Origin of the sequence: Halolamina pelagica, from assembly GCF_900115675.1 — an archaeon.
Lineage (GTDB): Archaea > Halobacteriota > Halobacteria > Halobacteriales > Haloferacaceae > Halolamina > Halolamina pelagica.
In genome coordinates this window covers 12,955-26,151 of sequence record NZ_FOXI01000010.1, presented here as the reverse complement: position 1 = coordinate 26,151, position 13,197 = coordinate 12,955, and the positions used below count along the sequence as shown (strand labels likewise).

Genomic DNA, 13,197 nt, shown 5'->3' with positions numbered 1-13,197 from the left:
CGGGCTTTATCGGTGGAACACCGTACCGGTTCCCGGGTCGCGGACTATCCCCCCGTGGCAACCTCTTGCGAGAGGCCTATCGCTTTGACCATCGGAGTTATACGGTTCGCCGAAAGCCGTCTAGTCATGGGTACCGTTAGCAAGGAGGGGCACGAGCGGGAGCCGACACAGTTGACGCTGGAAATCTGGCACCCGGACTGTTGGACGTTGGAAACGACGGCCGAAGCCGACGCCGGGATGGTCGCCCATAGCGTTCACGAGTACGATGGGCTCATCAACGCACGGGTGACTGCCTACGCCGATCGTCGTGCCGATATCGCCGATCTCGTTTCGGCTATCGACGCCTCCGACCTGACGCATCGGGTTGAGCGAGTCACGAACTACTTCAACCCCCGCCTCGGAACCGAGGCAGCAGGGAACGTCACCGAGGAGTTACTGGTCCGGTACGAGCCGTCCAACAGCATTCACGACGCCATTCTTTCGCGCGGGTTCATTCCCGAGGAGGAAATCCGGATCAGGAACGGCTACGAGTATTGGACGGTCATTATCACGACGGCTCGAACGAACGTCCAGTCACGGCTCGATGAGATCCGTGAGGAGATGAACGCTGAAATCACTGTCCGGGGAATGAAATCGCCCGGGACGGAACCGACTGGGCCGCAAGCGGGCGATCGACTCTCCGAGCGCCAACGGGAGGTGTTCGAGTTCGCCCGTGAGCGCGGGTACTACTCCTGGCCCCGGGACGTATCCGCTACGGACATCGCTGCCGAACTCGACGTCAGCAAGGCGACTATACTTGAGCACCTCCGGAAAGCCGAGTCGAAACTCCTCGGCCCCGAATCGTGACCCCCTCGATGCTCGGTTGAGAGGTTCGCCAACGATTCAGTTCGTATGGGGCCACTACAGCACGATCTCGGGGAGGGGCCCTTCCATGGGAGGTGGGTGATATAAGATGGTACGTTCAAATCCCACGCCATAGTATGTCAGCAAATGACATGGGTTCGGATTCGAGCCTGTTCGAACGATTGACGTACGGGCCCTTCGGGAAGATCGTACTTCCCGCGATCATTCTTCAATCAGTACTCATCGGCGGTGGGTACGCAACCGGGCGAGAGATCGTCGCCTACGGAGCAAAGTACGGATCCGCTGGGTGGCTCGCCGTGGTGGGTATCTGGCTCGGGTTTACCGTGATGGCCGTAGTGACGTTCGAGTTGGCTCGCACGTTCCAGGTCTACGACTACAAACAGTTCATCAGGCAGATAATCGGCGGCCTGTGGCCGGTGTTCGATCTCTTGTTCCTCGTGATGGCAGTGCTCGTCATCGCCATCATGGCCTCCGCGGCCGGAAACATCATGGAACAGACGATCGGGATCCCCTATCTCGCTGGGGTGGGCATCGTGATCGCTATCGTGGGCGCACTCAGTTACGCGGGCGACACGCTTCTCGAAGAGTTCAAAACCGGGGGAACGATCTTCCTGTACCTCGCGTACGTCCTGTTCGCAGTAGTCGTGCTTTCCCAAGTCTGGGGCGACGTGACTTCGGTCTTCGCGACGGGAGATACGTCGTACGTCGCCGACGCCGGCACTCTGTCCGTACTGCAATCGGGAATCCTCTACGTGGGATACAATCTCGTGGTGTTCCCGGCAGTGTTCTTCGCGTTGGATCACCAGGAAACCCGCCGTGAGTCAGTCATCTCAGGAGTCCTCGCCGGTACGATGATGACCCTCCCGTTCGCGCTCACGTACGTCACGTTCATGGGGTTCTACCCTTCCGAACAGGTAATGGGCGCCGAAGTTCCCTGGCTTCAGGTGTTGGAGAGCGCCGGCGGGACGCTGCTCATCGGCTTCTACGGCGTAGTGATGGGGTGGACGCTCGTCGAGACCAGCGTGGGTCTCATTCACGCCCTACTCGACCGCGTCGACGAGAACATCGAGGACGTCGCAATTGGCCCGCTCGAAGGGCTCGAGGGCCTTTCGAAGGTCCAGAGTGGTGGTCTCGCGGTCGGGATCCTCGTCGGTGCGCTACTGCTCTCACGAGTCGGCATCATCGCTCTCGTCGCTCAGGGGTACACGCTGATGGCGTACTTCTTCATCGCCCTCTTCGCGCTCCCGCTACTCACAGTCGGAGTGCTCCGAATCCGGGATCCCAACTGGGGGTCCGACTTCTTCGGGTCGGGCAGTCGATCGTCTGTGGTGCAGTCGGACGACTGAAGTCGATCGCGGGGGAGCGTACTCGTTTTCAGCCTTTCATGGAAGGGGGTGTAGTTTAGGAAAACGTCCGCCAACGCTCCGGCACGATGAACCTCCGAGACGTATTCGACGTTCCCGTCCCGGCAATCGTCCTCGCAGAGGGCGAGTTCGGAGAGACGGGCGGCAAAACCGCTAACGGGGTGGTCATGCACAGTGAAGTGTTCGATACTCGGGCCATCGTGGATACCGATACTGCTGGACGCACGCCGGCGGACGTTCTCGGAAAGCCCGATGCCCCGGAGGTACCCATCGTCGAGTCCGTCGAAGCAGCTCTCGACGAGGCCCCGGAGGCTGCAGCACTCGTCATCGGCGTGGCACCCGCAGGTGGAGAGCTGCCCGAGGCCTGGATCACAGACATGGAGGACGCGATCCGTGCCGGCTGTGATATCGTCTCCGGATTGCACGTCTTTCTGGGTGAGGAGGACCGTTGGAAGAACTTAGCCGATCAGCACGGTGTCCGGCTGTTCGATGTCCGAAAGCCTCCCGCCGACGATGATCTCCGTGTCGGCGACGGGTCCGTGGACGACGTGAACGCCGACGTGGTTCTCACGCTGGGGACCGACTGTGCAGTCGGGAAGCGGACAACGACCTTCGAGTTGTATCAAGCGGCTCGGGCCGCCGGCCTCGACGCCGGGTGGGTTGCCACCGGTCAGACCGGGATAATGGTCGGCGCCCATGAGGGCGTGGTTGTTGACCGCGTCCCTGCCGACTTTACTGCCGGCGTTGTGGAGGACCTAGTGACCGCGGTCGGTACCGATCACGACCTCGTGTTCGTGGAGGGGCAGGCATCCCTCACGCACCGGGCCTACTCGGGTGTCACACTGTCTATCCTCCACGGGGCGTGGCCGGATGCGGTGGTGCTAGCTGACGAACCGGTACGCGAGGGTCGAACACACTTCGAGCGATTCCAGGTCGAGGGAGTCGAGAAGGAGGTCCGTCTCATTGAGGACCTGTCCGATGCTCGTGTGGCCGCGCTTTCGACATGGGGTGATCCGGACGAGCAAGCGGAACGCTACGGATTGCCGGCCTCCAACGTGTACCACGAGGGAGGCGCGTCCGAACTGCTATCAGTAGTCCGGGAGACGCTGAGGGACGAAAAGGGAGTTCACCTCGAGGGGACGGATCAGTGAGCAGTATTACGAACCTCACAGTTCGGCCGGTCGACTTGTCGCTGAAGGAGCCGTTCGAGATCTCGCTGGGCACACAGCACGAAGCATCGAACCTCCTCGTAACGGTTGAGACTGAGTGTGGAGTCACTGGGTACGGTGAAGGATCGCCGATCCCACCAGTAACCGGTGAGACTCAGGCGGCTGCCGTCGAAACTGCCCGGGCAACTGCGGCGGTGATCGAGGGTCGGCCGGTCGGTGAGTACCGCCAACTAGTCGGGGACGTTCGAGAAACGTTCCCGGGAATGGCATCGGCGCTGTTTGCGATCGAGACGGCCATCCTCGATGCCTACTGCCGGGAGGAAGGAATCCCGCTCTCTGCGCTGTTCGGTGGGGAACCGACTCCCGTCGAGACGGACCTGACGATTCCGATTCTTCCGGCGGAAAAGGCGGCCGAGCGCGCAGTCTCCGCGACGGAACGGGGATACAAGCACCTGAAAGTCAAGACGGGAACCGACGTTACGGCTGACGTTGAGCGAGTCAGTGCTGTTGCGGAGGCGGCACCGAACGTGGCCCTGAAAGTCGACGCGAACCAAGGATGGACACCAAAGGAAACCGCTCAGTTTGCCGAAGAGCTAGCGAGCAGGGGGGTCGACCTGGAACTGATAGAGCAACCCGTCCCGGCGACCGATATCGCCGGCCTCGCGCAGGCGCGTGACCGGGTCGATCTCCCGATCGCGGCTGACGAAGCGGTTTTCACGCCGGCCGACGCGATCCAAGTCGTCCGCGAGGGGGCCGCCGACGTGATCAATGCCAAACTCGGCAAATCTGGACCTCTAGCAGTCGGGGATATCGCTGCTATTGCCGAGGGTGCCGACCTGGAGTTGATGATCGGTTGTATGTTGGAGAGTGCGGTCGGCATCCATACGAGCGCCCACGTCGTTGCCGGGATCGGGTCGTTCGACTATATCGACTTGGATGGAAACCGTCTGCTCGAGTCAGATATCGTCGACGCGGACGGTCCTATTCACGACATCTCGGGGCCGGGTCACGGAGTGACCCCTTCAGAGTGAGAAGTTCCATCGGGAGGCCACTGAGGCGGGCGTCAGTCCGATAGGGGTGATCCGGTCCCGGCAGGCCGGAAGCAGAACAGTGCTCGTACAGTGTCGAGGTATCAACCATCGAGAGCGGCGTGGTTCTCGTTCTATCGGTGAGCCGGGCGGGTCGTCGACGCCTCGGGGATCGCCGGTCGCGAGGGGATCCCCTTCCGAGAGTGCACTGAAGGACCACTTGAACGGACGATCGCGCCGCCGGAGACGTCGGGGGATATCGAGGGATCCGCGGGGACCTCCCCGCCGAGCGGCGTCGAGGAGCGTCCGGCCGGCTGCGACGGAGGACCGGTGCGTGGTTCTCGGCGAACCGACCGAACTCCTCGGAGATCTGCGACCACGAAGAGGGGTGCTGGTTCGTCGATGTGTATCGTCGCTGAAACCCTCGAAAGCGAGTTCGTCGCTATCGCGTTTCGGGATACGATTGAGCGTCACCGTGGCTGTTGCGAGCGACCACTTCGACGGTCGCCGAGAGTTCCCCGTCCCGGTTCTCGCTCGATTCTTCGTAGTAGAGGACGGTCAGATCGAGGCAGGCGCGGAGGAGTTCGTTCGCCCCGAACCGGTGGCGGTCGGTACTCGGCCCGACCGTTGCCGGGGGCTCCGAACGGAGGTGGTGCTGGTAGAAGAACAGTCCGTCGGGCCGCAGTGCTCCCTTGATGTCGGTCAGGCGGTCAACCACCCGGAAGAAACTGATCGTCACGACGTCGTATCGCCCCTCGGGGTACTCGAACTCCGTTGCATCGGCCTGGATCGGATTGATCCGGTCGTCGACGCCCTGCTCCACGGCGTTCGCTTCGGTCAAGCGGAGCCCCTCGATGGACCGATCAAGCGCGTCGACCTCGTACCCCTGCTCGGCGAGAAAGAGCGCGTTGCGGCCCGTTCCACACGCGACATCAAGCGCCCGTCCGTCGGCTGTCTCGTCGACGTACTCGCGTAGAACTGGTGACGGATCCGGGTTGGCGGGATACTCTCCGGTGCGAAATCGTTCGTCCCAGGAAGTCATACCCCCACAATGGGGCCCGCCGCTCTTGGTACTGTCCCCCCCAGCCCTATGAGCGGGTACGATACGCGGTGAAACAGGCGGTACGTTGGGTTGCCCACCGACCTTTTGCGTCGGGCTCCGGAGGGCCCTTGCAAAAGCTTGACCAAAAGCCGTCGTCACCCCCTTCGGGGTTCCTCGGCCCACTCACTCGCTTCGCTCGTTCGCGGAAAATACATCTCCTGAGAAGCAACCGCGAGCGACCAGCGGGAGCGAGCGGTTCCCCGCCGGAGCGGGGTGAAACCCCGCGAAGGCGGCCTTTTGGCATCAACGGGTTTTACCGGGGTTCGACCGAGCGAAGCGAGCGAGGACCCCGGTAAAAGAGGTCGCTGCACTTACCGCTGTTACCCGAACCGCGGAACCGGCGATACCGACCCGGAACTCAGGGGTTCGGCGCGTAGAGGGCGTACAGGATCGAGAGCATTCCCGCGGCGGTGACGACGGCCGCGATGAAGCCCGCTTCGAAGATCGATACCTGGAGGACCTCGAACAGCACGCCCTCGAGGAGGCCGCCGAGCCCGACGAGCCCGAAGCCGACTGCGACGTACAGGAGTAACTGCGTGCTGTGCCGTTGGTACCCGCGGTAGGCCTGGGAGGCGATCACCAGCGCGAGTGCGGTCGTGAACAGTTTGGCGACGACGTATAGCGTGTGTTCCATGGGTCAGTCTCCCCGCATCTCCTCGAAGAGGGACGCGATCCGGTCGGCGGGGTCCGGCCGGACGTCGATCTTGACGTCGAAGCCCTCCGCCCGGAGGAACACTTCGACGCGTTCGAGCCGCGCCTCGTACTCGCTGTAGTGTCGGCCGCCCGGGTCGACGTGCGTGTACTCCTCGAGGAGGCCCTGTTCGACCAGGCGGCTGACGCGACGGGAGACGGTCGGCCGTGACATGTCGCACTCCTCGCTGAGTTCCTTCGCCGACAGCCGCGCCGTCTTCGTCGCCACGAGGATGTCGCGGGCGTACTCGTCGTCGAGGGTGGCGAAGACGTCCGCCGGGACTGGCTCCTCGGTCACACGTCCCTACACGCGACAGAGGGGTAATATAGCCCGTCGATTTTCTGACCCGGAACGTCGGCTCACAGCTATATGCTCCGTCCCGACCTACGGGTAGTTGAAGGTGCAATAACTATGTCCACACTCGACCCCGGCATGAACCAGCTCGAGAGCAGAGTCGGCGGCCTGACCGTCGGCGGGAAAGTCCACAGTCTCAGCGCGTGGTTCGTGCTCGCGCTCCGCCTCATGATGGGGTACGCGTTCGCCTACTCCGGCTTCACGAAGGTCACCGGCGAGTTCGGCGCCGGCGGCTACCTGTCGAACGTTGCCGCGACGAACGGGAACCCGCTCGCGGGGATGTTCGCGTGGATGGGGTCGACGCCGTGGTTCGTCGAGTTCGCGAACGTCGCCGTGCCGTGGGGCGAGCTGCTCATCGGGGTAGGCCTGCTCGTGGGCGCGCTGGTCCGCCTCGCGGCGTTCTTCGGCGCGCTGATGATGGCGATGTTCTACTTCGGCAACTGGGAGATCGCCCACGGGTTCATCAACGGGGACTTCGCGTACATGCTCGTGTTCCTCGCGGTCGGCGCCTTCGCTGCGGGCCGCATCCTGGGACTCGACCAGTACATCGAACAGTACGAGGTCGGCGGCGAAGCGCTCGTCGAGCGCTACCCCGTCCTCGAATACGTCCTCGGCTGACCACGCCGACCTTTCTTCACGGATACGTGACCCGATTCGCGAGGTGGAACCCCGTCAGTTACGCCTCGACGTCGACGATCTCGAACCGGGCGCCGCCGTCGATCCCGTCCCGAACCCGGATCTCCCAGCCGTGAGCAGCGACGATCTGGGCCACGCTGGCCATCCCGAGCCCGCTGCCGCCCTCCTTCGTCGTGAACCCGGGGGTGAACACGTCGTCCCGTTCCGCCTCCGGGATCCCCGGGCCGTCGTCGGCGACGTAAAACCCCGCCTCGCCGTCCAGCCCCCCGACGCGGATCGTCACGGCGTCCCCGCCGTGTTCCAGCGAGTTCCCCAGCAGGTTCTCGAGCAGCCGTCGCAGCGCGTCCTCGTCGGCGGCCACGGTCGGCGTCCCGTCGTCGAGAGCCAGCGACGCGTCGCCGACCTCCAACGTCTGCCAGACCTCCTCCGCGACCGCCGCCACGTCGACGGGCGCTTCGTCGCTCACCAGTTCGCCGGTCTCCATCACCGCTGCGACGTCCTCGATCAGCGCCGCCATCCGGTCGATCGGCTCGTCGATATCCTCGAGGTGACCGACATCGCCCGTCTCCTGTGCTAACTCCACGCGACCACGGATCACGGAGAGCGGCGTCTGCAAATCGTGTGACAGCACGTCCCCGAACCCCCGCATCAGCTGGATCCACTCCTCGTGTCGCTCCTGGATCGCGTGGCGTTCGGTCACGTCCTCTTGGAAGCCGACGAAGTAGTCGGGGTCGCCGTCCGCGCCCCGGATCGGCGCGATACTGACGCGGTTCCAGAACAGGTCGCCGTCGGCCCGGTAGTTACGAAGCTCGACGGTGACCGGCTCGGCGTCGGCGACGGCCTCTCGCATCGCCGTGACCGGCTCCGCACGCGTCTCCTCGCCCTGGAGGAACCGACAGTTCTCCCCCGTGATCTCCTCGCGAGCGTAGCCGGTCAGTTCGACGAACCCGTCGTTGGCGTAGACGATGGGATTGTCCGCCTGCTCGGGGTCGGTGATCGTGATCCCGATGGGTGCCTCGTCCATCGCGCGTTCCTTCAGCGACAGTTCTTCGCGTACCGCTTCGTCCTCGGACACGTCGGTGATGGTGCAGATCAGCGTGTCGTCCGTCGTGAAGGTGATCCGGTGGTCGACGTCGACGGTGTCGCCGTCCTTCCGGACGTAGACGGTCCGTCCCCTCCACTCGCCCTCCCGGGCCGCGGGGATCATCTCGTTGTAGGCCCGGTCCAGTTCGCCGGCCGGATACAGGACGTCCCAGTGGGTGCCGATCAGCTCCTCCCGGTCGTAGCCGGTGATGTCGGCGTACGCCTCGTTGACGTAGATGAACTGGCCGCCCTCGTCGAGGAGGCTGATACCGTCGTGGGCAGTCTCGATCGCGTGGAACCCGCGTGTCACCTGTCGCTCCGCGCGGTACCGCGCCACGGCCTGCTCGATCCGGTTGGCCAGCACCGCGTACTGCTCGGTGCCGCCGCCCTTCTGTAGGTACTCCGTGACCCCCTTGGAGATCGCCTCGCTGGCGATCTCCTCGCTACCCTTCCCGGTGAAGAGGACGAACGGGAGGTCCGGATACTCCGCGCGGACGCGTTCGAGTACCTCCAAGCCGTCCAGGCCCGGCATGTCGTAGTCGCAGACGACGCAGTCCACGTCGGCGTGTTCCAGGCGATCGAGAGCCGCCCGGGGGTCGGTTTCCGTCTCGACGGTGAAGTAGTCGCGCTGGCGTTCCAGGAACGTCGAGACCAGGTCGGCGAAACGCTCGTCGTCCTCGATGTGGAGAACGGACACGCCCTCCCCGACGTCGGCGATGAGCCCCTGCTCGTCGATGGCTCCCTCGATTCCCCCGGGGAACGAATCCGTCATTGATCAATAGTCGCTCCGCCCGTAGTTAAACCACGGGTCATCCCGCTCCCGGAGCGACTGGCAGTGACTCGGTTTCGCAAACGCAGGTGCCGAAGGTAACGAAGGCACCCGAAGTGGCGGGGGTTGCCGGGGCGGCCGTGGAACATCGTCTTCGCGTCCGGCGTGTGAAAACGGGCTCACGCTGCGCCCGGTTTCGGATCCGACCGAACCGATCGACGGGACGACGATTCCCGAGGGCTGATAGTGGGGGGACGACCGGTCCGTCTTCCCCCTCAGGAGGTGGGCAGCGAGAGTGTGTCGTCCCGATTGCGTCCGATCCCGTCGATGCGTCGAATCCACTCGATCCTGCGGGTTGTCGCGTCCTCACCTTGCCAGCGTTTCCCGCCGGTTCGAACGGTGCCCCCCGACCGTGATCCGAACCCTTGGCTTCCGAACTGTGCCGCCGGGTACGATCGGCCGACTGAGACCGGTTCCACGGCCATTCACTACTGACTTCCCGTCTGACGACCACCGGCCCCCGGGATTAAGCGATGGGGCGACAACTGTTCGACATGGTCACAGCTCGACGACTCGTCCTCGACCTGTTGAAACCGTACGATCCGGATGTCGTCACGACCGCCGAGGCCGTCGCCGACATCGACGGCGTCGACGGCGTCAACGTCGTCCTGGCCGAGAACGAGGAGGAAGTCCAGAACGTCAAGATGACCGTCGAGGGCGATCCGATCCGCGTCGAGGCGGTCTACGAAACGATCGAGGATCTCGGTGCGGCGGTGCACTCGATCGACGAGGCCGCCTGTGGCGAGCGCCTCGTCGAACAGAGCAAAACGCCACAGGACTGAGCATGCGTTCCCCCCTGCGACGGCTGGTACGAGCGTTGGAACGGGAGGACGTCCGGTCGATCTCCCGGCGCTACTTCATCTCGAACGGGTTCGACGGCGCGCTCACGAGCATCGGCGTGACCGTCGGCGCCTACCTATCGGGTATCCCCGACGGGTTGACGGTGTTCAGTATCGGTATCGGGGCCGCGATCGGGCTCGGTACCTCCGGCGTCTGGAGCGTCTGGGAGATCGAACGCGCCGAGAAGCGGGCCGAGCGCGCCCGCATCGAACACGCAATGTTGACTGACCTCGCCGACACGCGGGTTCAGCGACAGCAAGCCGGCGCCCGCCAGGTGAACGCACTGATGAGCGGTATCGGCCCGATCATCGGGGTGGTGTTGCCGATGGTCCCGTTCCTCGCCGAAGGAACCCTGTTGAGCATGCGCGCGGCGACGCTGATCTCCATCGGCGTCGCCGTCGGTATCCTCTTCGCCTTCGGGGCGTATCTCGCGACGATCTCCGAGCAGAGTTGGCTCGTCGCCGGCGCCAGGATGGGGCTGGCCGGCGTTCTCGTCGCCGTGTTGAACTTCCTGCTCCCGGGGTGAACCGGCCTCTCACTCCTCGGCGGGCTCTCGGACCGTGAGTACCGGGACCGGCGAGGTCCGGATCAGCTTCTCCGTGACGCTGCCGAGCAGATACCGGTCGAAGCCGGTCCGCCCGTGCGTGCCGACGACGAGGAGGTCGACCTCGTGTTCGTCGACGTAAGAGAGGACCGTGTTCGGGATCGACGAGCCGAACTCGACTGCGGTGACGGGGACGTCGATCCCCCGCTCCGTCGCGAGGTCGGCGGCGTCGTCGACGATCCGGTTCGCGGACTCCTCGATGGTCTCCAGCTGCATCTCGGTCCGCACGTCGGCGCCGAGCGCCATCGTGTCGATCACCGACAGAAGGTGGAGCCGCGCATTATCGACGGTCGCCATCTCGATCCCCGTCGTGAGGGCCTCTTCCGCACAGGCGCTGCCGTCGGTCGGCACCAGGACGTTCCGGTAGGGGTGCTCGATCCGGGTTTCCTCGTGCGGGCGGATCGTGAGCACCGGCACGTCGGCACGTCTGACGACGCGTTCGGTCGTACTCCCGAGCAGGAACCGTTCGAGACCGCGGCGCCCGTGGGTCGGCATAGTGATGAGGTCGATCCCCTCCGCGTTCGCGTAGTCGACGATCGCCCGGTAGGGATTCCCCCGCTCGACGGCGGTCTCGGTGTCGACGCCGCGTTCGCGGGCTGCTGCCGCCGTCTCGCTCACGAGCTGTTCCCCCTCGCTTTCGAGCTCGGCCACGGCGTCGTCGCCCCCTCGGCGGCGGCCGTCACCGGACGTGTCTACCACGTTGAGGACGTGTACCGTCGCGTCGTGTGTCGCGGCGACGTCGAGGGCGTGATCGAACGCGGTCGATGTGCCCTCGCTGCTGTCAGTCGGGAAGAGGAGCTTATCGTACATCGTGTTCCCTTGGGGACACAACTACAAAATACCGGGTATCCGCCGGGCGGTCGTCGCGAGGTCGAACAGCATCGTTGGGTCGGTTCAGCCGCTCGCCACCGGTCTCGTTGGGGCCGGTTCCCTCGGCCGGGGCCTGCCTTTATCGTTTGGGGCTCCTTATCGACTGTATGACCCACCGAGTTCTGGTGCCGATCGACGGCTCGGAGATGGCCGAACACGCGCTCGAGTACGCCCTGGAGACGCACCCGGAGGCGGAGATTACGGTCCTGCACATCGCTGGCGCCCCCTCGGCGATGATGGGGGCGAGCGTGGGGCTGGCGCTGGAGTCGGACATCGAGGAAGCCGCCGAGGAACGCGCCGCCGAGATCTTCGACGGGGCCCGCGAGATCGCCGACTCACACGGCGTCGAAATCGAGACCGACGTCTCCTGGGGCAGCCCCGCGAAAGCGATCGTCAACCACGCCGACGGGTTCGACGTGGTGGTGATCGGCAGCCACAGCGGCACCCTGGCTGACCGGCTCATCGTCGGGAACGTCGCCCAGAAGGTCGTCCAGCACTCGCCCGTGCCGGTGACCGTCGTTCGGTAGCCCGGGACCTCGGGAGTCCGCCGACGGGAACTGCTGCCGTCCCAACCTTACTGTCACCACGGCGCCTAGGGTCCGGTATGCCCACCGCAACCCCTTTCGAGGAGCGCACTGCTCAGTACGAGGCCTGGTTCGACGACAACGAGGCCGCCTATCGGGCCGAACTGGCGGCGCTGCGCCGGCTCGTGCCGTCGCCGGGCGACGGACTCGAGATCGGGGTCGGGAGCGCGCGGTTCGCCGCCCCGCTCGGGATCGGCGTCGGCGTCGACCCCGCCGCGGCGATGCTCGACATCGCGCGGGAGCGCGGCGTCGACGTGGTCAGGGGCGTCGCCGAGTCCCTCCCGTTCGGGGACGGGACGTTCGACACGGCGCTGCTGGTGACGACGATCTGCTTCGTCGACGACATCCCACGGACGCTCGCTGAAGCGGCACGCGTCCTCGGCCCGGATGGACGCCTCGTGATCGGGTACATCGACAAGGAGAGCCCCGTGGGGGCGCGGTACCTGGAGAAGCAGTCGGACAGCCCCTTCTACCGGGAGGCGACGTTCGTCTCGACGGAGGGACTCGTCGACGCACTCGAGGACGCGGGGTTCAGCGAGTTCGAGTTCGTCCAGACGCTGTACGACTGGCCCGGCGAGGCCGACGGCGGGGAACCGATCGAACCGGGCTATGGCGAGGGATCGTTCGTGGCGATCGAGGCGACCCGGTAGGCCACGGAGCCCGTGACGGGCAGGCTCTTTCCGCCAGCCGCCGTACCGACCGCTATGTCGCTCCAGGTCGAGACCACCGCGCGAACCGATATCGTCGACGTGACGGCGGAGGTGGCCGAGGCGGTCCCGAGCGGGATCGAGCACGGTGTCTGTACCGTCTTCGTCCCGCACACGACCGCGGGCGTCGTCGTCAACGAGAACGAGTCTCGACTCCTCGGGGACACCGAGCGAGCGCTCGACCGGCTCGTCCCGCGCGGGGAGGGGTACGACCACGACGAGGTCGACGACAACGCCGACGCACACCTCCGGGCGATGCTCCTCGGCGAGAGCGTCGCCGTTCCGGTCGTCGACGGCTCGCTATCGCTCGGCACGTGGCAGTCGATCCTGTTCGTCGAGTGCGACGGCCCGCGAACCAGGTCACTGGAGGTGCGAGTGACGTCGAGGTAGCAGTTCCCGCCGCCTTCGAAGCAGTTTCGCGAGCCACGTCCCCAGTGCTGATCCACGAAAGAAGGCCCGTTTCGTCGTCGAA

Annotated in this window: 15 protein-coding genes; 10 read left to right on the top strand and 5 right to left on the bottom strand. The window is 65.0% G+C overall.

The window, feature by feature from the left end:
* Positions 1-12: 12 nt before the first annotated feature.
* The 4 genes from BMZ83_RS11985 (at position 13) to BMZ83_RS11970 (ending at position 4,428) form a co-directional block, all read left to right on the top strand.
* Positions 13-846 carry a helix-turn-helix domain-containing protein gene (locus BMZ83_RS11985; RefSeq protein ID WP_245748694.1) on the top strand — a complete coding sequence of 278 codons (834 nt, stop codon included), beginning with the start codon at positions 13-15 and terminating at the stop codon, positions 844-846.
* 149 nt (positions 847-995) lie between these two features.
* A complete protein-coding gene (locus tag BMZ83_RS11980; RefSeq protein WP_074879074.1) occupies positions 996-2,210 on the top strand; it encodes a YkvI family membrane protein in 1,215 nt (404 codons plus the stop codon).
* A gap of 86 nt (positions 2,211-2,296) precedes the next feature.
* Positions 2,297-3,379: a DUF1611 domain-containing protein gene (locus BMZ83_RS11975; RefSeq protein ID WP_074878971.1), complete on the top strand. Its 1,083-nt coding sequence runs from the start codon at positions 2,297-2,299 to the stop codon at positions 3,377-3,379.
* Positions 3,376-4,428, top strand: a complete 1,053-nt coding sequence (locus tag BMZ83_RS11970) for a dipeptide epimerase (protein ID WP_074878969.1) — start codon at positions 3,376-3,378, stop codon at positions 4,426-4,428. The genes BMZ83_RS11975 and BMZ83_RS11970 overlap by 4 nt, the downstream gene beginning before the upstream one ends.
* 439 nt (positions 4,429-4,867) lie before the next feature.
* On the opposite strand, the gene BMZ83_RS11965 is transcribed toward BMZ83_RS11970, so the two are convergent.
* The 3 genes from BMZ83_RS11965 to BMZ83_RS11955 form a co-directional block, all read right to left on the bottom strand.
* Complete coding sequence (locus tag BMZ83_RS11965) at positions 4,868-5,467, bottom strand: class I SAM-dependent methyltransferase (protein WP_074878967.1); 600 nt, start codon at positions 5,465-5,467, stop codon at positions 4,868-4,870.
* Between the two features lie 418 nt (positions 5,468-5,885).
* On the bottom strand, positions 5,886-6,161 hold the full coding sequence (locus tag BMZ83_RS11960; RefSeq protein WP_074878964.1) for a DUF7521 family protein: 276 nt from the start codon (positions 6,159-6,161) through the stop codon (positions 5,886-5,888).
* A gap of 3 nt (positions 6,162-6,164) precedes the next feature.
* Positions 6,165-6,515, bottom strand: a complete 351-nt coding sequence (locus tag BMZ83_RS11955) for an ArsR/SmtB family transcription factor (protein ID WP_074878962.1) — start codon at positions 6,513-6,515, stop codon at positions 6,165-6,167.
* A gap of 114 nt (positions 6,516-6,629) precedes the next feature.
* Between BMZ83_RS11955 and BMZ83_RS11950 the strand changes: the two genes are divergently transcribed.
* Positions 6,630-7,190 carry a DoxX family protein gene (locus tag BMZ83_RS11950; protein WP_074878960.1) on the top strand — a complete coding sequence of 187 codons (561 nt, stop codon included), beginning with the start codon at positions 6,630-6,632 and terminating at the stop codon, positions 7,188-7,190.
* A gap of 58 nt (positions 7,191-7,248) precedes the next feature.
* On the opposite strand, the gene BMZ83_RS11945 is transcribed toward BMZ83_RS11950, so the two are convergent.
* Entirely contained in the window at positions 7,249-9,063 is a 1,815-nt protein-coding gene (locus BMZ83_RS11945; protein WP_079990175.1) for a PAS domain S-box protein, read from the bottom strand.
* 551 nt (positions 9,064-9,614) lie between these two features.
* Between BMZ83_RS11945 and BMZ83_RS11940 the strand changes: the two genes are divergently transcribed.
* Together BMZ83_RS11940 and BMZ83_RS11935 are read left to right on the top strand one after the other, a co-directional pair.
* Entirely contained in the window at positions 9,615-9,902 is a 288-nt protein-coding gene (locus BMZ83_RS11940) for a DUF211 domain-containing protein (protein ID WP_074879070.1), read from the top strand.
* 2 nt (positions 9,903-9,904) lie between these two features.
* Positions 9,905-10,486 (top strand): VIT1/CCC1 transporter family protein, encoded by a 582-nt coding sequence (locus tag BMZ83_RS11935; protein WP_074878958.1) that lies wholly within the window; start codon positions 9,905-9,907, stop codon positions 10,484-10,486.
* A 9-nt stretch (positions 10,487-10,495) separates the two neighbouring features.
* Here the strand turns inward: BMZ83_RS11935 and BMZ83_RS11930 are convergent, their stop codons facing one another.
* Positions 10,496-11,374 (bottom strand): universal stress protein, encoded by an 879-nt coding sequence (locus BMZ83_RS11930; protein ID WP_074878957.1) that lies wholly within the window; start codon positions 11,372-11,374, stop codon positions 10,496-10,498.
* Positions 11,375-11,541: 167 nt separating this feature from the next.
* On the opposite strand from BMZ83_RS11930, the gene BMZ83_RS11925 reads away from it, so the two are divergent.
* The 3 genes from BMZ83_RS11925 (at position 11,542) to BMZ83_RS11915 (ending at position 13,115) form a co-directional block, all read left to right on the top strand.
* Complete coding sequence (locus tag BMZ83_RS11925) at positions 11,542-11,961, top strand: universal stress protein (protein ID WP_074878955.1); 420 nt, start codon at positions 11,542-11,544, stop codon at positions 11,959-11,961.
* A 77-nt stretch (positions 11,962-12,038) separates the two neighbouring features.
* On the top strand, positions 12,039-12,668 hold the full coding sequence (locus tag BMZ83_RS11920; protein ID WP_074878953.1) for a class I SAM-dependent methyltransferase: 630 nt from the start codon (positions 12,039-12,041) through the stop codon (positions 12,666-12,668).
* A 54-nt stretch (positions 12,669-12,722) separates the two neighbouring features.
* Entirely contained in the window at positions 12,723-13,115 is a 393-nt protein-coding gene (locus BMZ83_RS11915; RefSeq protein WP_074878951.1) for a secondary thiamine-phosphate synthase enzyme YjbQ, read from the top strand.
* Positions 13,116-13,197: the final 82 nt, after the last annotated feature.

What these genes read in the sequence shown, in the direction of transcription:
- BMZ83_RS11980 (WP_074879074.1), top strand. Translation starts at nt 996, where the DNA reads ATGGGTTCGGATTCGAGCCTGTTCGAACGATTGACGTACGGGCCCTTC.
- BMZ83_RS11975 (WP_074878971.1), top strand. Translation starts at nt 2,297, where the DNA reads ATGAACCTCCGAGACGTATTCGACGTTCCCGTCCCGGCAATCGTCCTC.
- BMZ83_RS11965 (WP_074878967.1), bottom strand. Translation starts at nt 5,467, where the DNA reads ATGACTTCCTGGGACGAACGATTTCGCACCGGAGAGTATCCCGCCAAC.
- BMZ83_RS11960 (WP_074878964.1), bottom strand. Translation starts at nt 6,161, where the DNA reads ATGGAACACACGCTATACGTCGTCGCCAAACTGTTCACGACCGCACTC.
- BMZ83_RS11950 (WP_074878960.1), top strand. Translation starts at nt 6,630, where the DNA reads ATGTCCACACTCGACCCCGGCATGAACCAGCTCGAGAGCAGAGTCGGC.
- BMZ83_RS11945 (WP_079990175.1), bottom strand. Translation starts at nt 9,063, where the DNA reads ATGACGGATTCGTTCCCCGGGGGAATCGAGGGAGCCATCGACGAGCAG.
- BMZ83_RS11940 (WP_074879070.1), top strand. Translation starts at nt 9,615, where the DNA reads ATGGTCACAGCTCGACGACTCGTCCTCGACCTGTTGAAACCGTACGAT.
- BMZ83_RS11935 (WP_074878958.1), top strand. Translation starts at nt 9,905, where the DNA reads ATGCGTTCCCCCCTGCGACGGCTGGTACGAGCGTTGGAACGGGAGGAC.
- BMZ83_RS11930 (WP_074878957.1), bottom strand. Translation starts at nt 11,374, where the DNA reads ATGTACGATAAGCTCCTCTTCCCGACTGACAGCAGCGAGGGCACATCG.
- BMZ83_RS11925 (WP_074878955.1), top strand. Translation starts at nt 11,542, where the DNA reads ATGACCCACCGAGTTCTGGTGCCGATCGACGGCTCGGAGATGGCCGAA.
- BMZ83_RS11920 (WP_074878953.1), top strand. Translation starts at nt 12,039, where the DNA reads ATGCCCACCGCAACCCCTTTCGAGGAGCGCACTGCTCAGTACGAGGCC.
- BMZ83_RS11915 (WP_074878951.1), top strand. Translation starts at nt 12,723, where the DNA reads ATGTCGCTCCAGGTCGAGACCACCGCGCGAACCGATATCGTCGACGTG.